This window comes from Streptomyces sp. NPDC020996, assembly GCF_040641355.1.
Taxonomy (GTDB): Bacteria; Actinomycetota; Actinomycetes; order Streptomycetales; family Streptomycetaceae; genus Streptomyces.
In genome coordinates, this window is sequence record NZ_JBFADM010000001.1 from 191,194 (window position 1) to 216,003 (window position 24,810).

Consider the following 24,810-nt stretch of genomic DNA (forward strand, 5'->3'; position numbering starts at 1 on the left):
CTGGGAACTCAGGCCCACCCCGCACCGACTACCTGAGCGGAGTCCTTCCCGTCCCAAGGAGATCGTGTGCAGACGAAACGGCCCGCTGCCGTGGCCCTGGTCGGCGCCCTGTGTCTGGCCGCCACGGCATGCGGGGCCTCGTCGTCCCCGACGGCCAACGCCGCCGCGGAAGCGAGCGCCCCCGGATACCCGGTCACCCTCAAGAACTGCGGACAGACCACCACCTACACCAAGGCACCCAGCCGCGTGGTCGTCATGAACGGTGCCTCCGTCGCCGAGGTCTCCTCGCTGCTGGCACTGGGGCTCGGCGACCGCATCGTGGCGAACGAGCAGTCCTACGGACGCTCCGAGGTCCCGGGCCGGGCCGCGTCCATCAAGAAGTTGCCCACCGGCGACATCAAGCTCAACGACGCCTACGACGTCCCCCGCGAGGCCATGCTGGGCCTGAGCCCGGACCTCGTACTGTCCACCACGTCGTACGGCTTCGACGCCAAGAACGGCTTCGCGACCCGCGACGACCTCAAGGCGGTCGGCGCCAACTCCTATGTGTCTCCACAGGGTTGTGACCAGGACACCTCCCGCATGACCATCGATGACAGCTATCGACTGCTGCGCGATCTGGGGAAGATCTTCAACGTCAGCGACCGCGCCGAGAAGCTCATCGCGCAGTCGCGCAAGCGGATCAGTGATGTGTCAGCGAAGGTGAAGGGCGAGAAGATGCCCAACGTCATGGTGGTCTTCTCCAACATGAGCATGGGCGGCAATGACTTCAGCTCCATCGCGGCCCACGGCATCTGGAACGACATCCTCGCCAAGGCGGGCGGCAGCAACGCCTTCTCCTCCACGTCCAAGACCGCCTTCGCCGACCTGAGCAAGGAAAAGGTCGCCGCCGAGCAGGTGGATGGCCTCGTGGTGATCAGCTACAACGACCCGAACCCCGAGGCGTACGCCCGCAAACTGCTCAAGGAGTTCCCCCAGTGGCCGGCCGCGAAGAACAAGCGCTCCCTCGTGCTGTCCGACTCGATCTACCTCGGACCGAGCAACGACCTGGCCGTGGAGAAGATCGCCAAGATGCTGCACCCGGACGACTTCTGACGCGACCGGGCCGACCCAAGCGACCACATCCCGTGCTGGTGCTCGTGGTTCTGCTGGCCGTGCTCCTGGGCGCCATGATTGTGGCGATCAGCATCGGTGCCGTGACCGTGCCGGTGGGTGACGTGTGGCGGATCATCTGGCGCCATCTGACCGGCACCGGGGCGGTCACGGACCCCGCCATGGACCAAATCGTCTGGAGCTTCCGTACTCCGCGCGTCGTGCTGGCCGCGCTGGTCGGCGCCGGACTCGCCGTCGCCGGTGTCGTCCTGCAGGCCGTCGTCGCCAACCCACTCGCCGACCCGTACGTGCTGGGCGTCTCGTCCGGGGCGTCGCTGGGCGCCGTGCTCGTCATCACGCTCACCAGCGGCGCGCTCGGCGGACTCGGTGTGTCCTCGGCCGCGTTCCTCGGTGCCGCCGCGGCGGCCGCCCTGGTCTTCCTCCTCGGCCAGAAACAAGGACGCCTCGTACCCACCCGCCTGGTGCTCTCCGGTGTGGCCGTGGGCTACCTGTTCCTGGCGGCCACCAGTTACCTGCAACTGCGGGCGACCCCGACCGAGCTGCGCACGGTGATGTTCTGGATGCTGGGCAGCGTCGCCGGCGCGCAGTGGGGCCAGCTGCCCGTTGTCACGACCGTCGTCCTCACCACCACCGTCGTCCTGACCCTCTTCGGCAGGCGGCTCAACGCGCTGCTCGTCGGCGACGAGTCCGCCACCGCCCTCGGTGTCGACGTACACCGACTGCGCGCGGTCCTGCTGGCACTGTCCTCCCTGGTGACCGGCACAGTCATCGCCGTCGCCGGCGGGATCGGCTTCGTCGGCCTGATGATTCCCCACCTCGTGCGCCTCACCACCGGTGCCGATCACCGCAGACTGCTGCCCCAGGCCGCCCTGGTCGGCGCCGTCTATCTGGTCGTCGTCGACCTGCTCTCCCGCACCGTCAACCGGCCCAACGAACTGCCCCTCGGCATCCTCACCGCCCTGTTCGGGGCACCCTTCTTCCTGTGGCTGCTGCGTCGTAACAAGAGCCTGGACAACGTATGAAGCTCACCGTGGAACAGATCCACGTCGAACTCGGCCATCGCCCGATCCTCCACGACGTGAACCTGGAGGCCCAGCCCGGCGACATCGTCGGCCTCATCGGCCCCAACGGCAGCGGCAAGTCCACGCTGCTGCGTACCGTCTACCGCTCCCTGCGCCCCCACCGTGGCGTGGTGCGGGTGGACGGCGACGACGTATGGGCCCTGACCGCGCGCGGCGCCGCCCGCCGCACAGCCGCCGTCCTCCAGGACGCCAGCAGCAGCCCGACCGGCATGTGCGTCACCGAGGTCGTGGCTCTCGGGCGCACCCCGCACCACGGACTCATCGGCCGCGACAGCACCGAGGACCACCAGGCCGTGGACGAGGCTCTCGACCTGTGCGGAATCCGGCACATGGCCGAACGCGACGTCACCTGCCTGTCCGGCGGCGAACGCCAGCGCGTGCTGCTGGCCCGCGCGCTCGCACAGCGGCCCCGGCTCCTCGTCCTCGACGAGCTCACCAACCACCTGGACATCCGCGCCCGGTTCGAGCTCCTCGACCTCATCCGGGCGACCGGCATCACGACCCTCGCCGTCCTGCACGACCTCGACCTCGCCGCCCGCCTGTGCGACCACCTGGTGGCACTCCACGCAGGCCAGGTGGTGGCCGCAGGCCCGGTCCTGGAGGTGCTGACACCCGGTCTGCTGCGCGAGGTGTTCGGCGTGGCCGCCACCGCGGACCGCCACGCCGACGGCGTCGTACGCATCACCTACGCAGCCCAGCCCCTCGCCCTGGAGCGGCTGTCGGGGGCCAAAGTCAGCTGACGGGACGGTCGTACTGCGTGCCCTGGCGGACCTCAGCCGCCGCCTCCGCGCTGTCGAGCCGCTCCACCAGGTGGAAGGCCATGTCGATGCCGGCGGACACTCCCGCGCTGGTGACGATGTCGCCGTCGTCGACGTACCGTTCGGTGGTGCGGACGTCGGTCGTGTCGTCGATGTCCGCCAGTTTTCCGGCGAAGTCGCGGTGCGTGGTCGCGGGGCGCCCCTTCAGCAGCCCGGCCGCCGCCAGCACGAGCGAGCCGGTGCACACGCTCGCCAGCAGCACCCCTTGATCGTGCAGCTGATTCAGCCAATCCAGGTGTGCACTGTCCTTCTTCAGCACACGCGTGCCGTCACCGCCCGGGTGGATCAGCACGTCGAGTGCGGGGGCCGTGGCAAGGTCGTGATCCACACCCAGGCGAAGTCCCTTGGCGCAGCGCACCCACCCCTCCTCCCGACCGACCGTGACCAGGCGGACGGGAGCTGTGGCGACGTGCGCGGCCCAGAAACCGAGAACCTCCCACGGGCCGACGACATCAAGTTCCTCGGCGTCCTCGAACACGAAGACACCGACGGTCAGAGCAGACCCCATGCCGACGAGCTCACCAACTCTCCCTGCGGGTCGACTAGTTCTGGTCCCACCTTGTCACGAGAACCGGCGCCGGTACTCGAGAGGCGCGACCCGAAGAACCCGAAGGAATGACTTGCGCATAGTGGCCTCGGTGCCGAATCCGGTCTTGCGCGCGATCAGCTCGGCGCTCTGCGGGGTCTCGATCAGCAGGCGGGAGGCGAGGGCCACCCGGGCGCGCTCCACGTACTGCCGTGCCGTCATGCCGATCTCGGCGCGGAACTGGCGGCTGAGATGACGCTCGGACAGGCCGGCGTGAAGGGACAGGGATCGCAGGGTCCAGTCCGCCCCCGGATCCGCCTGGACCTGCCGCTGCGGTTGGCGTAAGGCGAGGCTCCGCGCCTCGCGGACCTGCACGTCGGTGAACGGGGCCTGCCCGCCGGGCTTCCTGAGATGGGTCACGAGGAACTGGGCTATCTGCTGGGCCGTATCACGCCCAAGGTCCTCATCTACCAAGGACAGCGCCATCTCAATGGCGGAAATGCCGCCTCCCGCGGTTGTGACATGGCCGTCCTTCACCACCGTGTCTCGGGAGTCCACAGTGATGTCCGGGAAACAGCGGGCGAGTTCATCGGAAAAGGCCCAGTCCATGGTGGCCCGGCGGCCGTCGAGAACGCCCGCCTCCGCGATCAGGAAGGCACCTGTGCCCACAGACGCGATCCGCTGAGCCCGGTCGGCCAGTGCGCCGAGCGCCCGGGCCGCCTCGGCTTCGAGCGCAGGAATCCCGTCCGCGTTCGGCACGATCAACGTGCCGACATCGCCGATACCCGCGACACCGCAGTCCGGCATCACCGTCAGGCCGCTCGACGTGCGGACCGCGGCGCCGTCGTGCGAGGCCGTCCGGACGTCGTACCGGAGGCTCGCCGAGGTCATCTCGTTGGAGCAGGAGAAGACGTCGGCCGGGCCGGAGAACCCAAGGCTCTGGACCTCATCGAAGAGAAAGATCACTACGGAGCGACGCTCGTTCAAGGTCCTGTCCTCTTGGTGAATTGGGGATCCCAGGTGAGGCTCGGTGCCCACCCCGCCAGGGCATGCACCGAGCCTCCCGGTCAGGCCGCCGCGGCTGCCAGGACGGCGACCGCCGAGTGAGGCGGCCGGATGGCCGGCAGCGGGTCGCCGCTGTCCGTACAGGGCTGCTCCGACTCGGCGAGCAGTTCCAGCAGCGTCGCGCGGGCCCGGGCCACGCGGGAACGGATCGTCCCGACTGGGCAGTCGGTGACATCGGCCGCTTCCGTGTACGACAGGCCGAGCAACTGGGTCAGGATGAACGCCTCGCGGCGCTCGTCCGGCAGCGTGGCCAGCAGGTCGAGGAGCGCGATGCCCTCCTCGAACCCCGGCACGTCGACCGGCTGGGTCTGTTCGGCAGCCAGCCGCCAGTCATGACGATCGGCCAGGCGGGGCCGCGCGGCGGCACGCCGGAAATCATCGATCACAGCCCGACGCGCAATCGACAACAGCCAGGCCCGGGCCGAGGAACGCCCCTCGAACCGGTGCAGACTGCCCAGCGCCCGTATGAACGTCTCCTGCGTCAGGTCGTCCGCCGACTGCGGGTCCGCGCTCAAGTGCGCGACGTAGCGCAGCACGTCGCACTGCAGGGCCCGGATGAACCGCTCGACGGCCTCGGCGTCGCCGCCTCGGGCTTCCAGGGCCCATCCGGTGATCAGTTGGTCGACTTCTTGGGTGTTGTCGTGCTTCTTACGTTTCTTGCGTCGCCCGCGTAATGCGGGCAGGGCAGGAGCAAGCACCTTGTGTCCTTCGCGAATCACGCATGGAACGGCGGCACGCGGACACGCCGGTTCCAGCGACAAGGGGACGGCGACCGTGCGCGGGCACGGCCGCGAACCGAGGCGAGGTGTCGACGACACCCGAAGGCGACCTCGGGAAACCTGCTGTTCTAGACGACAGCGGTCCTCAAAGGCGGTCCTCTGGTGGTGATCGCGTGAACAAGATGAAGACGGTACGGCGCCCAGCGCGAACGGGTCCGCCGCACCAGACGGCGCGGGCGACGCGGCAGCGCGGGCAGGATGCGCACCAGCCGCAACGGCGCGGCCAGCCACCAGGCCACGGCACGCAGCAGACGGTACGCGACGCGCTCGCCGTACCCCAGCCACAGTCCGCACAGCACAGCGGCCACCAGGTGAGCCCCGGACATGCCCAGGGACGGCATACCGCTCACCAGCCAGTGCCCCAGGCCGGCCTCAGCGCCTGCGCCCATGTGAGCCGGGTGGCTCATACCCATATGCATCTGCATGGACATGGAGTGCGCGTGCATGCCACTCATATCCATGGAGCTCATGTCCATGGAGCTCATGTCCATGGAACCCTGGTCGTGCCCCATGGAGCCCATCGGCATCGCGCCCATTCCACCGTCGGCCGAGCCTGAGGCGGTCGGCGCCACCGCCGACTGCGCGAGCGAGAATCCCCAGTGGAGCACTGTCTGGCCCCCGACCACGAGCGTCACGATCAGTGTCAGCCCGCGTTCCCGGTCGGCCAACACCCAGCCGGCACCGCCCGTTGCCACGAACCCGGCCAGCAGCGCCCACCAGGGCACAGCGCAGCCCGACATCATGATGTGTCCCACGGCAGCGAGCAGCACGCACACGGCCGCGAACACTGCGGCCCGTACCGTACGCGCACACCACCCGGTATCCATGACAGGCTTCATCCTCGCACCCGAAGTGCGGTCGTTACGGATCAGTACGCAAATTCACCGGGTGCCCCACTCAAAGAGACCGGTGTGATTCAGCACTTGGCCAGTCCGGGGAACTCAACGCACCTTCGAGCCGACTCTCTTGATGAGATTGCATCTCCTTGGCAGTGCCGCCAAGGTCATGGCACGTCCGAATGACCGAGGCCCCGAGGCACTGCTCGTCCAGGCACACGACCTGCATGCCGCCGCTCACAGATGCCACGGTCTCAAGGCCGAGCAGGTCGCTGCCGAAGAGTCGGTAGCGGACCAGGTCGATCGAGCGCCGGTGCTCGCACACGGCATACACGTCGTAGCGCGTGAAATCGCCGGCGATGCAGATCAGGCGCGGGCCGCTCCACAGGACCTGGGACGCGCCCGTCACCCCGGGCCGGTCGCCGACCAGGTGCTCGAACTCGGCGCGATGGTCCATCAGCCATGCCAGGTAGAACAGGCCCTGGTTGATGACGCCGGCGTCGACGCCGCGCTTGTACTCGACGATGACCGGCGATCCGTTCTCGTCCAGCCCGAGCGAGTCGATCCGGCCCCCGTGAACCGGCCCCGTGCTGTACTCACTCGCCAGGAACCGGTGGGGCCCGACCCCGAAGAGCCAGACCCCAATTGACCTGCACGTTTGCCAGATCAGCGAAGTGGTGTCACATCACCGGCTAGACGTTGAACCTGAACTCCACCACGTCCCCGTCCTGCATGACGTATTCCTTGCCCTCCATGCGTGCCTTGCCCTTGGCGCGGGCCTCGGCGACCGAGCCGGTTTCCACCAGGTCGGCGAAGGAGATGACCTCCGCCTTGATGAAGCCCTTCTGGAAGTCGGTGTGGATGACGCCGGCGGCCTCGGGGGCGGTGGCGCCCTTCTTGATGGTCCAGGCGCGGGTTTCCTTGGGGCCGGCCGTCAGGTAGGTCTGCAGGCCGAGGGTGTCGAAGCCGACGCGGGCGAGGGTGGCGAGGCCGGGCTCGTCCTGGCCGACGGACTGCAGGAGCTCCAGGGCCTCGTCCTCGTCCAGCTCGGCGAGGTCCGCCTCCAGCTTGGCGTTGAGGAAGATCGCCTCGGCGGGGGCCACCAGGGCACGCTGCTCGTTCTTGAAGTCCTCGTCGGTCAGCTCGTCCTCGTCGACGTTGAAGACGTACAGGAACGGCTTGGTCGTCAGCAGGTGCAGGTCGTGCAGGAGCTCGTTGCGCTCGGTGCCCTGGACGATGCCGTGCGCGAAGAGGGTGTCGCCCCGCTCCAGGATCTCCTTGGCCTCCTCGACGGCCTTGACCTTCGGAGCGACGTCCTTCTTGATCCGCGACTCCTTCTGCAGGCGCGGCAGGACCTTCTCGATCGTCTGCAGGTCGGCGAGGATCAGCTCGGTGTTGATCGTCTCGATGTCGTCCTTGGGCGAGACCTTGCCGTCGACGTGGACGACGTTCTCGTCCTTGAAGGCGCGGATGACCTGGCAGATCGCGTCCGACTCGCGGATGTTCGCGAGGAACTTGTTGCCGAGGCCCTCGCCCTCGGAGGCGCCGCGCACGATGCCCGCGATGTCCACGAAGTCGACCGTCGCCGGGAGGATGCGCTGCGAGCCGAAGATTTCGGCCAACTTGGCCAGCCGCGGGTCGGGTACGCCGACCACGCCCACGTTGGGCTCGATCGTGGCGAACGGGTAGTTGGCCGCGAGCACGTCGTTCTTGGTCAGGGCGTTGAACAGGGTCGACTTGCCGACATTCGGCAGACCGACGATTCCGATCGTGAGCGACACGTTGCGACTTCCCGTACGTGAGAGGGGGCTGGGCTGCGGGCCCGGTCCTTCTTCGGTGCGCGGGCGGGCCGATCCCCCAGTCTACGGCGTGCCGGGGGCGGCCCCGGTTCCGCGCCGGTGCCTGGCCGAGCTGTGCCCGTCGGCGTGTCTGAGGGGCTATTCGACACATAAACCGACCTAAGTTGGTCCAGTGGAGCATCACAGGACGCGACCCCCGCACGACGGACCGCGACGCGGCACCCCGCCGCTGCCCTCACAGGCGGCGCGCGGCGGGGTCGGTGGTGCGCGGCCCGGACAGCGCCGCCCGGCCCACCGGCCCCCGCCTCGGCGGGCACCGGTGCGGCAGCCCGGGCCGGCCCCGGCCGAGGCGGCGCGGCGGCTGCCGAACCCGCGGCTGACCGGGCTGGGCGGCGGGCTGTTCAGCTGTGCGGCCATGTTCGCGCTCGGCTGCGTGGACGCGGTGCTGTTCGGGTCGTCCCTGACGGCCTACGGCGTGCTGTTCCTGCCGGTGTGCGTGCTGACCGCGGCGTGGATCAGGCGGGGCGATCTGGTGACCGCGCCCGTCGTCGTGCCGATCGCCTTCACGGTCGGGCTCGCCGTGGTGGCCGACGGCGGAGGCGGGCCGGCCGGCCGGCTGATGGGCCTGGTGACCGCCCTCGCCACGCAGGCGGGCTGGCTGTACGGGGGGACCCTCGTCGCCGGCGCGATCGCCGCCGTGCGCAGGCTGCGTCCGGCCGGCCGGGGGGCCGCCTACCGACGTCCGCCGCCGGTGTGAGCCGGCTGTGAGCCACGGCCGCGAGGGGAGGAGGCCCCGTTCTGCGGCACTGCCCGGCTGCCCCGCTCGGCCGCCTCGTCGCGACGGCCCTACTCGGCCGCCCGCATGGCCGCGCCCACGATCCCCGCGTTGTTCTGCAGCTGCGCCGGGACGATCTCCGCCTTGATGCCCTCGATGAAGTGCAGGAACTTCTGCGACTTGCGGCTGACGCCGCCGCCAATGACGAACAGCTCCGGAGAGAACAGCATCTCGACGTGGGCGAGGTACCTCTGCACCCGGCGCGCCCAGTGCTCCCAGGTCAGGTCCTCGTCGTCCTTGGCCTTGCTGGAGGCGCGCTTCTCCGCGTCGTGGCCGTGCAGTTCCAGATGGCCCAGCTCGGTGTTGGGCACGAGGACGCCGTCGACGAACACCGCGCTGCCGATGCCGGTGCCGAAGGTCAGCAGGATGACGGTGCCCCGGCGGCCCTGGCCGGCGCCGAAGCGCATCTCCGCCACGCCGGCCGCGTCCGCGTCGTTGACCACCGTGGTGGGCAGCCCGCCCAGCCGTTCGGTGAACAACGCGCGCGCGTCGGTGTCTATCCAGCTCTTGTCGACGTTCGCCGCGGTGCGGACGGTCGCCCCGCCCGTGACCACGCCCGGGAAGGTCAGCCCGACCGGGCCGGTCCAGCCGAAGTGGTCGACGACCTGCCGCACGCCGTCCGCCACCCCGTCGGGTGTCGCCGGCTGCGGGGTGAGCACCTTGAAGCGCTCCTCCGCGAGGTCGCCCCTGTCGAGGTCCACAGGGGCGCCCTTGATTCCGGATCCACCGATGTCAACGCCGAAGATCTGCATGGCTCTACGTTACGACGAACGACTGACAGTCACTCCGCCGAGGTGCCGGTGCGCTCCGCGATGAGCGCCGCCGCCTCCTCGCGCAGGTCGCGCCGCAGCTCCTTCGGCAGCGAGAAGATGATGGACTCCTCGGCGGCCTTGACGATCTCGACGTCCTCGAAGCCGCGCCGCGCCAGCCACTCCAGCACCTGCTCGACCAGGATCTCCGGGACGGAGGCGCCGGAGGTCACGCCGACCGTGGACACGCCCTCCAGCCATGCCTCGTCGATCTCGTCGGCGAAGTCCACGAGGTGGGCGTCGCGGGCGCCGGCGAGCTTGGCGACCTCCACCAGCCGCTTGGAGTTGGAGGAGTTGCGGGAGCCGACCACGATCACCAGGTCGGCCTCGGCGCCCATCTGCTTCACCGCGAGCTGGCGGTTCTGGGTGGCGTAGCAGATGTCGTCGCTCGGCGGGGAGATCATCTGCGGGAACTTCTCCTGCAGCGCGTCGACGGTCTCCATGGTCTCGTCGACCGACAGCGTGGTCTGGGAGAGCCAGACCACCTTGGACGGGTCGCGGACCTCGACCTTGGCGACGTCTGCGGGGCCGTCGACGAGCTGGATGTGGTCGGGGGCCTCGCCGGAGGTGCCGATGACCTCCTCGTGGCCCTCGTGGCCGATCAGGAGGATGTCGTAGTCCTCCTTGGCGAAGCGGACGGCTTCCTTGTGGACCTTGGTGACCAGGGGGCAGGTCGCGTCGATGGTGGCGAGCCTGCCGCGCGCGGCCTCCTCGTGCACGACGGGCGCCACGCCGTGGGCGGAGAACATGACGATGTTGCCCGGCGGGACCTCCTCCGTCCGTTCGACGAAGACGGCGCCCTTCTTCTCCAGGGTCTGCACGACGTACTTGTTGTGCACGATCTCGTGGCGCACGTAGATCGGAGCACCGTACTGCTCCAGGGCTTTCTCCACGGCGATCACGGCGCGGTCGACACCCGCGCAGTAGCCCCGGGGAGCGGCGAGCAGGACACGTCGGCCAGACGAAGCAGTCATGGCACCCATCGTAAGGCCGCGTGCGGGGGCCGGAGATCACTCCGGGGCGAGGCCGGGGCGAGGCCGGGCCGAGGGGGCCGCGCTGTCGGTGGCGGCCGTTACCCTCGCGGCATGGCTGTCAACACGTCCGCGGAAGCGCCCCTGCCCGTGGGGGAGGTCTCCCGGCTCATCGGGGGGTGGATCGACCGGCTCGGCGCCGTGTGGGTCGAGGGACAGATCACCCAGCTGTCGCGGCGGCCCGGCGCCGGCGTCGTCTTCCTCACGCTGCGCGACCCGTCGTACGACATCTCCGTGGGCGTGACCTGCTACCGGCAGGTGTTCGACGCCGTCGCCGACGTGGTGAGCGAGGGCGCCCGGGTCGTCGTGCACGCCAAGCCGGAGTGGTACGCCCCGCGCGGGCAGCTGTCGCTGCGGGCCGCGGAGATACGGCCGGTGGGGGTCGGCGAGCTGCTCGCGCGGCTGGAGCAGCTGAAGAAGTCGCTCGCGGCGGAGGGGCTGTTCGCGGCCGGGCGGAAGAAGCCGTTGCCCTTCCTGCCGCAGCTGATCGGGCTGGTGTGCGGGCGGGCGTCGGCCGCCGAGCGGGACGTGCTGGAGAACGCCCGGCACCGCTGGCCCGCCGTCCGCTTCGAGGTGCGCAACGTCGCCGTGCAGGGCGTGCACGCCGTGCCGCAGGTCGTGCAGGCCGTGAAGGAGCTCGACGCGCTCGACGACGTGGACGTGATCATCGTGGCGCGCGGCGGCGGGAGCGTGGAGGACCTGCTGCCCTTCTCCGACGAGCAGCTGGTCCGCGCGGTCGCCTCCTGCCGTACGCCGGTGGTCTCCGCGATCGGGCACGAGCCCGACAACCCGCTGCTGGACTTCGTGGCCGACCTGCGGGCGTCCACCCCGACCGACGCGGCGAAGAAGGTCGTGCCGGACGTGGGCGAGGAGTACGAGCGGGTGCGGCTGCTGCGCGACCGGGCGCGGCGCTGCATGGCGGCCTTCGTGGAGCGGGAGGAGCGCGGGCTGGCGCACGCGCTCGCGCGGCCGGCGATGGAGGACCCGCACCGGATGATCGACGCACGCGCCGCCGACGTGGACGCGCTGCTCGAGCGCGGCCGGCGCTGCTTCGGGCACCAGCTCGACCGCGCCCTGTCGGAGCTGACGCACACGCACGCGCGCGTGGTGGCCCTCTCCCCCGCCGCGACCCTCAAGCGCGGGTACGCGGTGCTGCAGCGGGCGGACGGCCACGTCGTCCGCGCCCCGGACGAGGTCGCGCCCGAGGAGGCGCTGCGGGCGCGGGTGGCCGAGGGCGAGTTCACGGTTCGAGTCGACGCATAGGGTGGGCGGATGACCAGCAAGGCGGATGAGGCGCTCGGGTACGAGCAGGCGCGGGACGAGCTGATCGAGGTCGTACGGCGACTGGAGGCGGGCGGGACGACGCTGGAGGAGTCCCTCGCGCTCTGGGAGCGCGGCGAGGAGCTGGCGAAGGTCTGCCGGCGCTGGCTGGAGGGCGCGCGGGCGCGGCTGGACGCGGCGCTGGCGGAGGAGGAAGCGGCCGAGGGGGGAGCGGCCGAGGGGAAGCGCGACGGAGCGTAGCCGCGCCGCCGACGGCCTCCGGTCGCCCTGATGCCCGGCGGCGCGTCCGGGGCCTCCGGTGCGTCCCTGGTGCGTCCGGGGCGGCATACCGCCGGTACGGCCGGTGCCTCCGGTGCGTCCCCGGCTCGGCATACCGCCGGCGCGCCCGGTGCGGCTACTTCAGCTTCAGCGCGCGCGCCATCTCGGTCAGCTGCCCGAACGAGCCGGTGCCCGCCACCACGGTCGTCGAGCCCTTGCCCGGGAGCACCAGCGCGTCGTACCGGCCACCGCTGTAGCGCCTCCACGTCCGGCCGTCGATCTTCTGGGTGACTTCGGTCGCCCGCGCGCCCTGGCTGGCCTCGTCGATGAAGACGGCCGGCTTCTGAGTCGACTGCTCGATCTGCACGTACTGGTCGTCGGGGGTTTGGAAGCCCAGATGCCAGGAATCGAAGTGGTCGCCCTGGAAGCGCACCGAGGTCGCCTTCCAGGTCTCCGGCAGTCCCTCCGGCGCGGCGACCGGGTACGACGCCGCGCGGCGCGCCGTGAGCAGCTCGACCCGGTAGTCGACCCGCTTGATGTCCGGAGCCGAGTCGTCGTGCGGGATGAAGACGTAGATGACCGCCGCCGCGATCCCGATCAGGCCCAGGGAAAGGATCATGTCCCGGACCGTCTTCTGCTTGCCGTTCGAACCTGCCACGCCCCCTATGGTCGCAGGTGTCCGGCGCGCTCATCCGTGGGGTCCCCTGCTCATTTTGTATGCTCGACGATAGAGTCGGGGGTAACCCTCATCCGGCCGTCGTCGTATCAGAAAGGTGCGCTCCGATGACCGAAAACCATCATCTGCCGTCCGAGCTCGAAGTGCCCAGCGAAGCCCCCGACCGCAACCTCGCCCTGGAACTCGTCCGGGTGACCGAAGCCGCCGCGATGGCCGCCGGCCGCTGGGTCGGGCGCGGCGAGAAGAACGGCGCCGACGGTGCCGCGGTGCGCGCCATGCGGACCCTCGTGTCCACGGTCTCGATGAACGGCGTCGTCGTCATCGGCGAGGGCGAGAAGGACGAAGCCCCGATGCTGTTCAACGGGGAGCGCGTCGGCGACGGGACCGGGCCCGAGTGCGACATCGCCGTCGACCCCATCGACGGCACCACGCTGACCGCCAAGGGCATGCCGAACGCGATCGCCGTGCTGGCCGCGGCCGACCGCGGGTCGATGTTCGACCCGTCCGCCGTGTTCTACATGGACAAGCTGGTCACCGGCCCGGAGGCCGCCGACTTCGTCGACATCGACGCGCCCATTTCGGTGAACATCCGCCGGGTCGCCAAGGCCAAGCGCTCCACCCCCGAGGACGTGACCGTCGTCATCCTGGACCGGCCGCGCCACCAGGGCCTCATCCAGGAGATCCGCGAGGCCGGCGCGCGCATCAAGCTGATCTCCGACGGCGACGTCGCCGGGTCGATCTACGCGCTGCGCGAGGGCACCGGCGTCGACATGCTGCTCGGCATCGGCGGCACGCCCGAGGGCATCATCTCGGCCTGCGCGGTCAAGTGCCTGGGCGGCACGATCCAGGGCAAGCTGTGGCCCAAGGACGACGAGGAGCGGCAGCGGGCGGTGGACGCGGGGCACGACCTAAACCGCGTGCTGACCACCGACGACCTGGTCTCCGGCGAGAACGTCTTCTTCGTCGCGACCGGCATCACCGACGGCGAGCTGCTGCGGGGCGTGCGGTACCGGTCCGAGACCGCCGTCACCGACTCGATCGTGATGCGGTCGAAGTCCGGGACGGTGCGGCGGATCAACTCCGAGCACCGGCTGAGCAAGCTGCGGGCCTACAGCGCGATCGACTTCGACCGGGCCAAGTAGCGGCGCGCGGGCTGCCCGCGGGAGCCGCCCGCAGGGGCTGCTCGGGCTTTGCCGCGCTCAGCGAGAGAAGGGGCGCCCTCTGGTGCGGAGAGGGCGCCCCTCGGCGTTGGTGCCGGCTATCCCGCGGCCGCTATGCGGGCCGCTCTGGCGGCCTTCTTCAGCTCCATGTCCCGGCGGCGGCGCCGGGCCAGGACCACACGGCGCTCCGCGGCGGTGAGACCGCCCCAGACGCCGTACGGCTCGGGCTGCAGCAACGCGTGCTCGCGGCACTCGACCATGACCGGGCAGCGCGCACAGACCCGCTTGGCCGCCTCCTCGCGGGACAGCCGGGCGGCGGTGGGCTCCTTGGAGGGGGCGAAGAACAGGCCGGCCTCGTCGCGGCGGCACACCGCCTCGGTGTGCCAGGGCGCGTCTTGGTCCCTGTCTCGCACTGGCACCCGCTGGGCCGGCACGGCAGCTACCTGCAGGGACGAATGCGGCGGTTGCAGCACGGTCTACTCCTGACGACGGCTTCGCGAGCGAGAGACGATGCAGCAAGGCCTACCCGCTGTACGCGTGCCTATGCACTGAGTCCCCGACGGCCGGTGACCCCGGCACCGCCCCCGCGCCGCCGCCCGCCACCACCGCCCGCACCGTGTCGCGCGAGCGGCCGGAAACGGCGGGACGACGGCCCGACCACGGCCGGACGACCGCCCGACCGCGGCCGGACGACGGCCCGACCACGGCCGGATTCACGACCGTCAACGGTCCAGGTGCCTGCGCAAACCCTTGTCGACCTTGCGCTGCACACGGTCGAGGATGTCCGCGACGACCTTGCCCCGCTTCGGCCGCCCCTCCACGTTGCCCAGCACGGCCCAGCCGTCGATGTAGACCACCGGCGCCTCGGGCTCGGGCGAGTCGAGCGCGTCCACCTCGAAGTTGCCGAGCACACCGCCGCCGGTGCCGCGCAGCGACACGTTCTCCGGGACCCGGACCTGGATGTCGCCGAAGACGGAGATCGCCTTGATCATGACCTGCTGGTGCTCGAAGAGCGCCTCGCTGAGGTCTATCTCCACGCTGCCGAACACCGCGTAAGCGTGGATGCGGCGCCCGGCGCGCCAGCGGCCCCTGCGGGAGGCGGAGGAGAAGACCGCGACGACGCTGTCGTCGGCGTCCGCGGGTATCGCGCCGGCGGGGGGACGGCCCGGGGCCGCGGCGTACGCGGGCGCGTCGCGGCGCTGGTGCGTGCCCGGCAGGTCCTTCACCAGGGGCTCGAGCTGGCCGACGGTCTTGGCCCGGTAGACCTCCTCGACCCGCTCGGCGTGTTCCTCGGCGGTCAGGCGGCCCTCGGCGAGGGCATCGCGCAGGATGTCGGCGACACGGTCGCGGTCGGCGTCCGAGGCGCGCAACTCGGAGACGGCGGGCGCGGGCGGCGGCTGCTTCTGAAGGTCCACGGCAGCAGCGTACCGAAACGCGATAGATCGCGACTACCCCTCGTCCCACGCCTGTGGAAAACCCGTGCCCCGCAACGTCCCGCCGCGGACTGAGCCCAACCTCACAGGCTCCGCGCCGACGGCAGGTTCTACGCTGGTGAGCGCCCGTCGGCGCTGACGGGCCGCCGTCCGTCGAGTGAGGAATGGGCACGATGCCTGAGTTCGCGTACACCGATCTGCTCCCCCAGGGAGAGGACACCACCCCCTACCGGCTGGTGACCTCCGAAGGTGTCTCCACCTTCGAGGCCGACGGGCGGACGTTCCTCAAGGTGGAGCCGGAGGCGCTGCGCAAGCTGGCCGAGGAGGCCGTCCACGACATCCAGCACTACCTGCGCCCGGCCCACCTCGCGCAGCTGCGCCGGATCATCGACGACCCGGAGGCCAGCGCCAACGACAAGTTCGTCGCCCTGGACCTGCTGAAGAACGCCAACATCGCGGCCGCCGGCGTGCTGCCGATGTGCCAGGACACCGGCACGGCGATCGTCATGGGCAAGCGCGGGCAGAACGTACTCACCGAGGGCCGTGACGAGGAGGCCCTCAGCCGCGGTGTCTTCGACGCCTACACCAAGCTGAACCTGCGCTACTCCCAGATGGCTCCGCTGACCATGTGGGAGGAGAAGAACACCGGCTCCAACCTCCCCGCCCAGATCGAGCTGTACGCCACCGACGGCGGCGCCTACAAGTTCCTGTTCATGGCGAAGGGCGGCGGCTCGGCCAACAAGTCGTTCCTCTACCAGGAGACCAAGGCCGTCCTGAACGAGGCCTCCATGATGAAGTTCCTGGAGGAGAAGATCCGTTCGCTGGGCACGGCCGCCTGCCCGCCGTACCACCTGGCGATCGTCGTCGGCGGCACGAGCGCGGAGTACGCCCTGAAGACGGCCAAGTACGCCTCCGCCCACTACCTGGACAACCTGCCCACCGAGGGCTCGCCGCTCGGCCACGGCTTCCGGGACGAGGAGCTGGAGGAGAAGGTCTTCGAGCTCACCCAGAAGATCGGCATCGGCGCGCAGTTCGGCGGCAAGTACTTCTGCCACGACGTGCGCGTGGTGCGCCTGCCGCGGCACGGCGCGTCCTGCCCGGTCGCGATCGCGGTGTCCTGCTCCGCGGACCGCCAGGCGGTCGCGAAGATCACCGCCGAGGGCGTCTTCCTGGAGCAGCTGGAGACCGACCCGGCGCGGTTCCTGCCGGAGACGACGGACGAGCACCTCGACGAGTCCTCCGACGTGGTGAAGATCGATCTGAACCAGCCGATGGACACGATCCTCGCCGAGCTGACCAAGTACCCGGTCAAGACGCGCCTGTCGCTGACCGGTCCGCTGGTCGTGGCCCGCGACATCGCGCACGCCAAGATCAAGGAGCGGCTGGACGCGGGCGAGGAGATGCCGCAGTACCTCAAGGACCACCCGGTGTACTACGCGGGCCCCGCGAAGACCCCCGAGGGCTACGCGTCCGGCTCCTTCGGCCCGACGACGGCCGGGCGCATGGACTCCTACGTCGAGCAGTTCCAGGCGGCCGGCGGCTCCAAGGTGATGCTCGCCAAGGGCAACCGGAGCAAGCAGGTCACCGACGCGTGTGCCGCGCACGGCGGCTTCTACCTGGGCTCCATCGGCGGGCCTGCCGCGCGCCTCGCCCAGGACTGCATCAAGAAGGTCGAGGTCCTGGAGTACGAGGAGCTGGGCATGGAGGCGGTCTGGAAGATCGAGGTGGAGGACTTCCCGGCGTTCATCGTCGTGGACGACAAGGGGAACGACTTCTTCCAGGATCCGGCGCCGCAGCCGACGTTCACGTCGATTCCGGTGCGGGGGCCTGGGCTGGCGTAGTGCCTCCGGGCGCGGCGGGGGCCTGGATTCGCCCCCGCCGCCCCTTCCCGTCCCGTCCCCAGGGGCTGCCGCCCCTTCGACCCCGCTCCCGGGGCTCCGCCCCGGACCCCGTTCGGCCCTGAACGGGCCTCGTCCTCAAACGCCGGACGGGCTGAGTGGTGGACCTCCGCCCCCGAACCCCGGACAGGCTGCGCGGCGGCCTCCGTCCCCGAACGCCCGTGACAATTCGCTTCTGCGGGGAACAGGGGGCCTGTCGTCGGTGCTGTGGGTCGTGGAGGTGATCGTCGATGGGCGACGAGCAGGACAAGGGCGGGTACCGCATCGAGCGCGACTCCATGGGCGAGGTGCGGGTCCCGGCGGATGCCAAGTGGCGGGCGCAGACGCAGCGGGCCGTGGAGAACTTCCCCGTCTCCGGCCGGCGCCTGGAGCGCGCCCACATCGAGGCGCTCGCCCGGATCAAGGGCGCCGCCGCCAAGGTGAACGCGCGGCTCGGGGTGCTCGACGAGGACATCGCCGGGGCGATCCAGGAGGCGGCGGCGGAGGTCGCCCGCGGCGAGTGGGACGAGCACTTCCCCGTCGACGTCTTCCAGACCGGGTCCGGCACCTCGTCCAACATGAACGCCAACGAGGTCATCGCCACCCTGGCGAGCGAGCGCCTCGGGCGGGCCGTGCACCCGAACGACCACGTCAACGCCTCGCAGTCGTCCAACGACGTCTTCCCGTCCTCGATCCACATCGCCGCCACCGCCGCCGTCACCCGCGACCTGATCCCGGCCCTGGAGCACCTCGCCGCCGCCCTGGAGCGCAAGTCGGAGGAGTTCGCGGACGTCGTGAAGGCGGGGCGCACGCACCTGATGGACGCCACGCCCGTGACGCTGGGGCAGGAGTTCGGCGGGTACGCCGCCCAGATGCGCTACGGCGTGGAGCGGCTGTACGCCTCGCTGCCCCGGCTCGCCGAGCTGCCCCTCGGGGGCACCGCCGTGGGCACCGGCATCAACACCCCGCCCGGGTTCTCCGCCGCGGTGATCGAGGAGGTCGCCCGGGTCACCGGGCTGCCGCTCACCGAGGCCCGCGACCACTTCGAGGCGCAGGGGGCGCGGGACGGGATCGTCGAGACCAGCGGACAGCTGCGGACCGTCGCCGTGGGGCTGACGAAGATCGCCAACGACCTGCGGTGGATGTCGTCCGGGCCGCGCACGGGACTGGCCGAGATCAGCCTGCCGGACCTGCAGCCGGGTTCGTCGATCATGCCGGGCAAGGTCAACCCGGTCGTCCCCGAGGCCGTGCTCATGGTCGCCGCGCAGGTGATCGGCAACGACGCCACCGTCGCCACCGCCGGGGCGTCGGGCAACTTCGAGCTGAACGTGATGCTTCCGGTCATCGCCGAGAACGTGCTGGAGTCGGTCCGGCTGCTCGCGAACGTCAGCCGGCTGCTGGCCGACCGCACCGTCGACGGGATCGTCGCCCACCGCGCCCGCGCCCTCGAGTACGCCGAGTCGTCGCCCTCGGTGGTCACCCCGCTCAACAGGTACATCGGCTACGAGGAGGCAGCGAAGGTCGCCAAGAGGTCGCTGGCGGAGCGGAAGACGATCCGTGAGGTCGTCCTGGAGAGCGGATACGTGGAGCGCGGGGACCTGACCGTCGAACAGCTCGACGAGGCCCTGGATGTCATGCGTATGACGCGTCCGTAACCTTTCGCCACGGCACCGTGAACCGTGCCGCGTTCCACGACGTCGTATGCCTGGGGCACCTAAAATCTGTTCATGGCAGAGGGTGGAGCGGTGAGAGCGGTGAGAGCGGACGGGGAATCAGGCGGTTCGACGGCGTTCTGGGCGCCCGGGAGCCAGATCCTGTGGCGGTACCGGGAGAACGCGGGCGAGCGCTTCCACATCGCGCGCCCGGTCACCGTCGTACGGGACGACGAGGAGGTCCTCGCCGTCTGGATGGCGCCCGGGACGGAGTGCGTGAAGCCGGTGCTCGCGGACGGCACCCCGCTGCACCGGGAGCCGCTGCGGTCCCGGTACACCAAGCCGCGGACCGTCCGGCGCGACCGGTGGTTCGGCACGGGCGTGCTGAAGCTGGCCCGGCCGGGCGAGCCCTGGTCGGTGTGGCTGTTCTGGGAGCCGGGCTGGACGTTCAAGAACTGGTACGTGAACCTCGAGCAGCCGCTGGCCCGCTGGGAGGGCGGGGTGGACTCCGAGGACCACTTCCTGGACATCTCGGTGCGGCCGGACCGCAGTTGGTGCTGGCACGACGAGGACGAGTTCGCGCAGGCCCAGCGGGACGGGCTGATGGACGCCGGGCTCGCCCGGCGGGTGCGGGAGGCGGGCGCGTCGGCGGTGGAGGTGATCCGCGCCTGGGGGCCGCCGTTCTCGGAGGGCTGGCAGAACTGGCGCCCGGATCCGTCCTGGGGGGTACCGTCTCTGCCGGAGGACTGGGACCGTACGCCCGCGCACGTGTCCGCATGAGACCCTTGCTGCGCCCCCGGCCCACAACCGTAGGATCGTCCTCCGCAAGGGCGCACAGTGGCAACTCCCGGAGCATGCGCTGGGCTTGACGACGTCACCGAGGGGCGGCAGGACGTGAGCGAGGGGTACGAGGGGAACACCGGCGCGAGTCACGAAAGAGCCGCCGGTGACACAGGAACAACCTCTGACCACGCGGGAATTCCGTTCCGGGGACACGTATTCCGGGTATCGGGATTCCTGCGGGACGAACTGCACGCACGGCGCGCAGCCCCGGACGGACGGATTCGACACGCGTGACGGAGCAGCCCATCTCCTTCGAACACCCGCAGCCGGGCGCCGACCCGGCGGACCCTCGCGGGGCGCTCCTGCACACCCCGACGCCGGTCACGCCGCCGGCCGGTGCCGCGGCCTTACCTCTTCAGGCGCGCACGGGTGAGACGCCCTCGACGCCGGGTACGGCCGTGCCGCGCGGCGCGGGCGCGGACCCCGTCGGCACCGACCCCGAGCACTCCCAGCCCGCCGGCGTCGAGCCCGGCACCCACCGTCCGCGGCCGGTGTCCGAGACGATCCCGGTCCAGCCGGGCGGCGAGCAGGAGCGGCCGCAGGCCGGCCAGGGCGCGGAGCGGCGCACCGGTCAGGGGCTGCCGCCCGGGCGGCCCACGCCCATGCGGCGGGACGGGGACCGGCTGAGGTTCGTGGGGGCCGCGACCCGGCGGATCGCCCGCGGCATCGACCTGGACGAGATCGTGATGGGGCTGTGCCGGGCCACCGTGCCGACCTTCTCCGACGCGATCCTCGTCTATCTGCGCGATCCGCTGCCGGTCGGCGACGAGCGGCCCACCGGCCCGCTGCTGCTGCGGCTGCGCCGTACCGACCGGATCCCGGCGGAGCGGGACACCGAGGGCGGCTTCGCGCCGGCGCCGCAGGCGGAGTCGCCGGACTTCCCGGAACTCGCGGCGCTCGGTGCGGAGCTGTGCGAGGTGCGGCCCGGCAGCGCGCTCGCCGAGGTGCTGCGGGGAGTCCGCCCGGTCTTCACGGACGCGCCCGCCGCGCGCGCGGCGCTGCCGGAGCTCCTCGGCGACGGCGGCGAGTTCTGCGTGCCGGACGGGCAGCGGGCGATCCTCGCCCCGCTGCGCGGCCGGCGCCGGGTGATCGGCGCCGCGCTGTTCCTGCGCCGTCCGGAGCGCCTCGCCTTCGAGCCGGACGACCTGCTGGTGGCGGCGCAGCTGGCCACGCACAGCGCGCTCGGCATCGACAAGGCCGTGCTGTACGGGCGTGAGGCGTACATCGCCGACGAGTTGCAGCGCACCATGCTTCCGGAGACCCTGCCCCGCCCGACGGGCGTGCGGCTGGCGTCGCGTTACCTGCCGGCCGCCGAGACCGCGCGCGTCGGCGGCGACTGGTACGACGCGATCCCGCTGCCGGGCAGCCGGGTCGCGCTGGTCGTGGGGGACGTGATGGGGCACTCCATGACGTCGGCCGCGATCATGGGCCAGCTGCGGACCACGGCGCAGACCCTCGCGGGCCTGGACCTGCCGCCGCAGGAGGTGCTGCACCACCTCGACGAGCAGGCGCAGCGGCTCGGCACGGACCGCATGGCGACCTGCCTGTACGCCGTCTACGACCCGGTCTCGCACCGGATCACGATCGCCAACGCCGGCCATCCGCCGCCCGTCCTGCTGCACCTGGGCGGCCGGGCGGAGGTGCTGCGGGTGCCGCCGGGGGCGCCGATCGGGGTGGGCGGCGTCGACTTCGAGGCCGTGGAGCTGGACGCGCCCGCCGGGGCGACCCTGCTGCTGTACACCGACGGCCTGGTCGAGTCCCGGCTGCGGGACGTGTGGACGGGCATAGAGCAGCTGCGCGAGAAGCTCGCCGCGACCGCGCAGCTGACCGGGCCCGACCATCCGCCGCCGCTGGAGGCGCTGTGCGACGAGGTGCTGGACATGCTCGGCCCGGGCGACCGGGACGACGACATCGCGCTGCTCGCCGCCCGCTTCGACGGGATCGCGCCGAGCGATGTGGCGTACTGGTTCCTGGAGCCGGAGGACGCGGCGCCCGGCCGGGCCCGCCGGCTGGCCCGGCGCGCGCTGGCCCGCTGGGACATGGAGGAGCTGAGTGACTCCGTGGAGCTCCTGGTGAGCGAGGTCGTCACGAACGCGGTGCGGTACTCCTCGCGGCCGGTCACGCTGCGGCTGCTGCGGACCGACGTGCTGCGCTGCGAGGTCGGCGACGACGTGCCGCAGCTGCCGCGGCTGAGGCAGGCCCGGGCGACCGACGAGGGCGGGCGCGGGCTGTACCTGGTGAACAAGATGGCCAGGCGGTGGGGGGCGACGCGGCTGAGCACCGGGAAGGTGGTCTGGTTCGAGCTGAACCGGACGTAGGGCCCTGCTGGGCCCCACCGGCCCCAGGAACGCGCGAAGGGCGCCCGGCGAGTCGCCGGGCGCCCTTTCCGCGTGGTCGCCTGCCTACGGGGCCACCGGGTTGACCGGATCGACCGGGTTGCCGGTCGTCGGGGTCTGGCTCGGCGTCTGGCTCGGTGTCTGGCTGGGCGTCTGGCTCGGCGTCTGGCTCGGCGTCTCGGTCGGGGCCTGCGACGTCGGCGCCTCGCTCGTCGGCGTCTCGCTCGGGGTCTCGCTGGGCGTCTCGCTCGGCGTCTCGCTGACCGTCGGCGTGGACGTCGGCTGGACCGCCGCGCCCTGCGTGGTCTCCAGGTCGAACTTCAGGCCGGTCTTGGAGACGCCGAAGGTGTACGCCGCCCAGATCTGCGCCGGGAAGCCGCCGCCGTTGACGCGGGGCAGGCCGCCCGCGTTGTACATCGAGACCTGCGCGCCGGTCTTGGCGTCCTCGCCGAACAGGCCGACCGAGGTGACCAGGTCGGGCGTGTAGCCGGTGAACCAGGCCGACCGGTTCTCGTCGGAGGTGCCGGTCTTGCCGGCGACCTTGCGCCCGTCGCGCTGGGCGTTGTCCCGCACCGACACCTTGGCCGTACCGTCGTCGACCACGCCGGTGAGCACGGAGGTGACCGTGTCGGCGGCCTCCCGGCTGATGACCTGCGGGCCGATCGGATCGGGCAGTTCGACGCTGTGGGTGCTGTGCTCGACGGCCTTGATGATGGTCGGGGTGACCTTCTTGCCGTGGTTGTCGAGGGTGGCGTAGACGCCGGCCATCTGCAGCGGGCTGGCGCCCATGGTGCCGAGGGTCTGCGCGGGCACCGCCTGCAGGTCGGTGGTGTCCATGCCCAGGTGTCCGGCGACCTCGAGCACCTTGTCCATGCCGACGTCGACGCCCATCTGCGCGAAGACGGAGTTGACGGACTTGTTCATCGCCGTCTGGACGGTGATGTCGCCGTAGTTCTGGTGGTCCTCGTTCTCGGGGGCGAAGCCGACCTTGCTGCCGCCGTCGACGACCTGGCGGTTGCTGGTGCCGTCGTAGACGGTGTTCGCGGTGATCGTCTTCCCGTCCTGCGTCTCGGCGCCCTCGTCGAGGGCGGCGGCGAGGATCACGGGCTTGAACGTCGAGGCGGGCTGGTAGTCGGTGCGGGTGGCGTTGTTGCGGTAGTGCTCGTAGTAGTTCTTGCCGCCGTACATCGCGACGACCGCGCCGGTCTTCGGGTTCACGGACACGGCGCCGGCCTGGACGTTGCCGTCGACCTTGCGCTTCTTCTTGTCCAGCTTGCTGGTGAGCTGCGACTTGGCGGCCTTCTCCAGCGCCGTCTGCTTCTTCTTCTCGATGTTGAGCGTGATGGTCCAGCCGCCGGCGTTGACCATCGTCATGGCGTCGTTGGTGTTGTCGGCGGTGCCCTGGGCCACCAGCTGCCGGGCCAGCTGGGCGTTGGCCGCGTCGACCAGGTAGCCGACCTGGCCGCCCATGCCGGGCGCGGCCTTGGGCGCCTCCGGGATCGGGAACTTCATGGCCTGGCGCTTGGCCTTGTCCAGCCAGCCCTCCTCGACCATGTTGTCCAGGACGTAGTTCCAGCGATTCCTGACCAGCTCCCTGCCGGTGTCGGAGGCGACAGCCCAGTCGTACTGGCTCGGCGCCTGCAGCAGCGCGGCCAGGTAGGCGCCCTGCTGGACGGAGAGTTCCTCGGCGTCGACGCGGTAGTAGGCCTGGGCGGCGGCCTGGATGCCGTAGGCGCCGCGGCCGTAGTAGCTGGTGTTGATGTAGCCGGCGAGGATGTAGTCCTTGGACTCCTCGCGGTCCAGCTTCAGGGAGATGACCAGTTCCTTCAGCTTGCGCGTGATGGTCTGGTTCTGGGTCAGGTAGTAGTTCTTGACGTACTGCTGGGTGATCGTCGAACCGCCCTGCGCGCCCTTGCCGGAGAGCGTGTTGAGCAGACCGCGGGCCGTGCCCCGGAAGTCGACGCCCGCGTCCTTGTAGAAGGTCTTGTTCTCGGCGGCGACAAAGGTGAGCTGGACCTTCTTGGGCACCTTCGCCAGGTCCACGATCTCGCGGTTGCGCTCGCCGGTGCGGGTCATGAGGCTGCCGTCGCTGTACTTGTAGACGTTGCTCTGCAGCGTCGCGTCGGCGTTCCCCTTGGGGATGTCGATCATCATGTAGAGCACGACGAAGGCGAGCATGCCGAGCAGGGTGAAGCCGAAGACCGTGCCGACGATCTTCTTCCAGGTGAACAGCCGGCGTATGAGGCTCCTGCCGTCGCCGTTCCTGTTGCCGCCCTTGCCCTTGCTCTTGCCCTTGGCCGCCCTGCGGGCCGCGGCCCGGCCTCCCCCGGCCGCCGGCGCCCCGGACGCGTCCGTGGTGGCCGTCGTTCCGGACGAGCTCGGGGGCGTCGCGCGGCGGGCACCGCGCTGCCGCGCTCGTCTCTCTTCCGCTCGTCCCATTGGTCCGTTCCGCTCCGCTTCGCTCATGTGTGCTCGGATGTCACACAGGTTCGCCGCACAGGTCAGCTCAGAAAGCTAACACCGTGAGATGCGGCAAAGGCCCGCCGATCCGGCGTTCCGCGGGCGTGAGAATCAGCACCCGCCCCAACAGAGCCGACGGCC

22 protein-coding genes and 1 pseudogene are annotated in these 24,810 nt (G+C 70.8%); 11 read left to right on the forward strand and 12 right to left on the reverse strand.

Going from position 1 to position 24,810, the window contains the following annotated elements; genetic code table 11:
• The first annotated feature begins 66 nt into the window (after positions 1-66).
• From AB0G63_RS00740 to AB0G63_RS00750, 3 genes are all read left to right on the forward strand, one after another.
• Positions 67-1,095, forward strand: a complete 1,029-nt coding sequence (locus tag AB0G63_RS00740) for an ABC transporter substrate-binding protein (RefSeq protein WP_360742008.1) — start codon at positions 67-69, stop codon at positions 1,093-1,095.
• A gap of 74 nt (positions 1,096-1,169) precedes the next feature.
• Positions 1,170-2,135, forward strand: a complete 966-nt coding sequence (locus AB0G63_RS00745; protein ID WP_360742369.1) for an iron ABC transporter permease — start codon at positions 1,170-1,172, stop codon at positions 2,133-2,135.
• The gene (locus AB0G63_RS00750; protein WP_360742011.1) at positions 2,132-2,935 is read left to right on the forward strand and encodes an ABC transporter ATP-binding protein; all 804 of its coding nucleotides are present in this window, start codon (positions 2,132-2,134) and stop codon (positions 2,933-2,935) included. Before AB0G63_RS00745 ends, AB0G63_RS00750 begins: the two co-directional genes overlap by 4 nt.
• On the opposite strand, the gene AB0G63_RS00755 is transcribed toward AB0G63_RS00750, so the two are convergent.
• The 6 genes and pseudogenes from AB0G63_RS00755 to ychF all read right to left on the reverse strand — a co-directional run bounded on the left by AB0G63_RS00755 (position 2,928) and on the right by ychF (position 8,000).
• Complete coding sequence (locus tag AB0G63_RS00755) at positions 2,928-3,521, reverse strand: DJ-1/PfpI family protein (RefSeq protein ID WP_360742014.1); 594 nt, start codon at positions 3,519-3,521, stop codon at positions 2,928-2,930. The two genes, AB0G63_RS00750 and AB0G63_RS00755, sit on opposite strands and share 8 nt — an antisense overlap.
• Before the next feature lie 54 nt (positions 3,522-3,575).
• On the reverse strand, positions 3,576-4,526 hold the full coding sequence (locus AB0G63_RS00760; protein WP_360742017.1) for a helix-turn-helix domain-containing protein: 951 nt from the start codon (positions 4,524-4,526) through the stop codon (positions 3,576-3,578).
• An 80-nt stretch (positions 4,527-4,606) separates the two neighbouring features.
• Positions 4,607-5,287 carry a sigma-70 family RNA polymerase sigma factor gene (locus AB0G63_RS00765; RefSeq protein WP_360742372.1) on the reverse strand — a complete coding sequence of 227 codons (681 nt, stop codon included), beginning with the start codon at positions 5,285-5,287 and terminating at the stop codon, positions 4,607-4,609.
• Between the two features lie 164 nt (positions 5,288-5,451).
• On the reverse strand, positions 5,452-6,171 hold the full coding sequence (locus AB0G63_RS00770) for a hypothetical protein (protein WP_360742019.1): 720 nt from the start codon (positions 6,169-6,171) through the stop codon (positions 5,452-5,454).
• Positions 6,172-6,442: 271 nt separating this feature from the next.
• Positions 6,443-6,889 (reverse strand): annotated as a pseudogene (locus tag AB0G63_RS00775) (hypothetical protein); the annotation flags it as partial.
• A 22-nt stretch (positions 6,890-6,911) separates the two neighbouring features.
• Positions 6,912-8,000 (reverse strand): redox-regulated ATPase YchF, encoded by a 1,089-nt coding sequence (gene ychF / locus AB0G63_RS00780; protein ID WP_360742022.1) that lies wholly within the window; start codon positions 7,998-8,000, stop codon positions 6,912-6,914.
• Between the two features lie 190 nt (positions 8,001-8,190).
• Here ychF and AB0G63_RS00785 point away from each other — a divergent pair, with 190 nt between their 5' ends.
• Positions 8,191-8,775: a DUF6542 domain-containing protein gene (locus AB0G63_RS00785; protein ID WP_360742025.1), complete on the forward strand. Its 585-nt coding sequence runs from the start codon at positions 8,191-8,193 to the stop codon at positions 8,773-8,775.
• 89 nt (positions 8,776-8,864) lie between these two features.
• Here the strand turns inward: AB0G63_RS00785 and ppgK are convergent, their stop codons facing one another.
• Both ppgK and AB0G63_RS00795 read right to left on the reverse strand, forming a co-directional pair.
• A complete protein-coding gene (gene ppgK / locus AB0G63_RS00790; protein ID WP_360742028.1) occupies positions 8,865-9,605 on the reverse strand; it encodes a polyphosphate--glucose phosphotransferase in 741 nt (246 codons plus the stop codon).
• Positions 9,606-9,634: 29 nt separating this feature from the next.
• Complete coding sequence (locus AB0G63_RS00795; protein WP_360742031.1) at positions 9,635-10,645, reverse strand: 4-hydroxy-3-methylbut-2-enyl diphosphate reductase; 1,011 nt, start codon at positions 10,643-10,645, stop codon at positions 9,635-9,637.
• Between the two features lie 102 nt (positions 10,646-10,747).
• Here AB0G63_RS00795 and xseA point away from each other — a divergent pair, with 102 nt between their 5' ends.
• Positions 10,748-11,956 carry an exodeoxyribonuclease VII large subunit gene (gene xseA / locus AB0G63_RS00800; protein WP_360742034.1) on the forward strand — a complete coding sequence of 403 codons (1,209 nt, stop codon included), beginning with the start codon at positions 10,748-10,750 and terminating at the stop codon, positions 11,954-11,956.
• 9 nt (positions 11,957-11,965) lie between these two features.
• Positions 11,966-12,214: an exodeoxyribonuclease VII small subunit gene (locus AB0G63_RS00805; protein WP_360742037.1), complete on the forward strand. Its 249-nt coding sequence runs from the start codon at positions 11,966-11,968 to the stop codon at positions 12,212-12,214.
• A gap of 154 nt (positions 12,215-12,368) precedes the next feature.
• Here the strand turns inward: AB0G63_RS00805 and AB0G63_RS00810 are convergent, their stop codons facing one another.
• On the reverse strand, positions 12,369-12,890 hold the full coding sequence (locus AB0G63_RS00810) for a DUF4245 domain-containing protein (RefSeq protein ID WP_360742040.1): 522 nt from the start codon (positions 12,888-12,890) through the stop codon (positions 12,369-12,371).
• A 125-nt stretch (positions 12,891-13,015) separates the two neighbouring features.
• On the opposite strand from AB0G63_RS00810, the gene glpX reads away from it, so the two are divergent.
• Positions 13,016-14,050 carry a class II fructose-bisphosphatase gene (gene glpX / locus AB0G63_RS00815; protein WP_360742043.1) on the forward strand — a complete coding sequence of 345 codons (1,035 nt, stop codon included), beginning with the start codon at positions 13,016-13,018 and terminating at the stop codon, positions 14,048-14,050.
• A gap of 116 nt (positions 14,051-14,166) precedes the next feature.
• Here glpX and AB0G63_RS00820 read toward each other — a convergent pair whose 3' ends face one another.
• Together AB0G63_RS00820 and AB0G63_RS00825 are read right to left on the reverse strand one after the other, a co-directional pair.
• The gene (locus AB0G63_RS00820; RefSeq protein WP_360742045.1) at positions 14,167-14,541 is read right to left on the reverse strand and encodes a WhiB family transcriptional regulator; all 375 of its coding nucleotides are present in this window, start codon (positions 14,539-14,541) and stop codon (positions 14,167-14,169) included.
• Between the two features lie 249 nt (positions 14,542-14,790).
• Positions 14,791-15,483, reverse strand: a complete 693-nt coding sequence (locus AB0G63_RS00825; protein WP_360742048.1) for a DUF1707 domain-containing protein — start codon at positions 15,481-15,483, stop codon at positions 14,791-14,793.
• A 191-nt stretch (positions 15,484-15,674) separates the two neighbouring features.
• Here AB0G63_RS00825 and AB0G63_RS00830 point away from each other — a divergent pair, with 191 nt between their 5' ends.
• From AB0G63_RS00830 to AB0G63_RS00845, 4 genes are all read left to right on the forward strand, one after another.
• On the forward strand, positions 15,675-17,342 hold the full coding sequence (locus AB0G63_RS00830) for a fumarate hydratase (protein ID WP_360742051.1): 1,668 nt from the start codon (positions 15,675-15,677) through the stop codon (positions 17,340-17,342).
• A gap of 287 nt (positions 17,343-17,629) precedes the next feature.
• Entirely contained in the window at positions 17,630-19,033 is a 1,404-nt protein-coding gene (locus AB0G63_RS00835; protein ID WP_360742053.1) for a class II fumarate hydratase, read from the forward strand.
• A 72-nt stretch (positions 19,034-19,105) separates the two neighbouring features.
• Positions 19,106-19,810 carry a DUF402 domain-containing protein gene (locus AB0G63_RS00840; RefSeq protein WP_360742056.1) on the forward strand — a complete coding sequence of 235 codons (705 nt, stop codon included), beginning with the start codon at positions 19,106-19,108 and terminating at the stop codon, positions 19,808-19,810.
• A 293-nt stretch (positions 19,811-20,103) separates the two neighbouring features.
• Entirely contained in the window at positions 20,104-22,191 is a 2,088-nt protein-coding gene (locus AB0G63_RS00845) for a SpoIIE family protein phosphatase (protein ID WP_360742058.1), read from the forward strand.
• An 84-nt stretch (positions 22,192-22,275) separates the two neighbouring features.
• On the opposite strand, the gene AB0G63_RS00850 is transcribed toward AB0G63_RS00845, so the two are convergent.
• Positions 22,276-24,648 (reverse strand): transglycosylase domain-containing protein, encoded by a 2,373-nt coding sequence (locus AB0G63_RS00850; protein WP_360742061.1) that lies wholly within the window; start codon positions 24,646-24,648, stop codon positions 22,276-22,278.
• Positions 24,649-24,810 lie beyond the last annotated feature (162 nt).

Bases quoted from the DNA above. Each gene is read 5' to 3' on its own strand.
- AB0G63_RS00755 (WP_360742014.1), bottom strand. From the start codon at position 3,521: ATGGGGTCTGCTCTGACCGTCGGTGTCTTCGTGTTCGAGGACGCCGAG.
- AB0G63_RS00830 (WP_360742051.1), top strand. From the start codon at position 15,675: ATGCCTGAGTTCGCGTACACCGATCTGCTCCCCCAGGGAGAGGACACC.
- ppgK (WP_360742028.1), bottom strand. From the start codon at position 9,605: ATGCAGATCTTCGGCGTTGACATCGGTGGATCCGGAATCAAGGGCGCC.
- AB0G63_RS00795 (WP_360742031.1), bottom strand. From the start codon at position 10,645: ATGGGTGCCATGACTGCTTCGTCTGGCCGACGTGTCCTGCTCGCCGCT.
- AB0G63_RS00850 (WP_360742061.1), bottom strand. From the start codon at position 24,648: ATGGGACGAGCGGAAGAGAGACGAGCGCGGCAGCGCGGTGCCCGCCGC.
- xseA (WP_360742034.1), top strand. From the start codon at position 10,748: ATGGCTGTCAACACGTCCGCGGAAGCGCCCCTGCCCGTGGGGGAGGTC.
- AB0G63_RS00805 (WP_360742037.1), top strand. From the start codon at position 11,966: ATGACCAGCAAGGCGGATGAGGCGCTCGGGTACGAGCAGGCGCGGGAC.
- glpX (WP_360742043.1), top strand. From the start codon at position 13,016: ATGACCGAAAACCATCATCTGCCGTCCGAGCTCGAAGTGCCCAGCGAA.
- AB0G63_RS00835 (WP_360742053.1), top strand. From the start codon at position 17,630: ATGGGCGACGAGCAGGACAAGGGCGGGTACCGCATCGAGCGCGACTCC.
- AB0G63_RS00750 (WP_360742011.1), top strand. From the start codon at position 2,132: ATGAAGCTCACCGTGGAACAGATCCACGTCGAACTCGGCCATCGCCCG.
- AB0G63_RS00840 (WP_360742056.1), top strand. From the start codon at position 19,106: ATGGCAGAGGGTGGAGCGGTGAGAGCGGTGAGAGCGGACGGGGAATCA.
- AB0G63_RS00745 (WP_360742369.1), top strand. From the start codon at position 1,170: ATGATTGTGGCGATCAGCATCGGTGCCGTGACCGTGCCGGTGGGTGAC.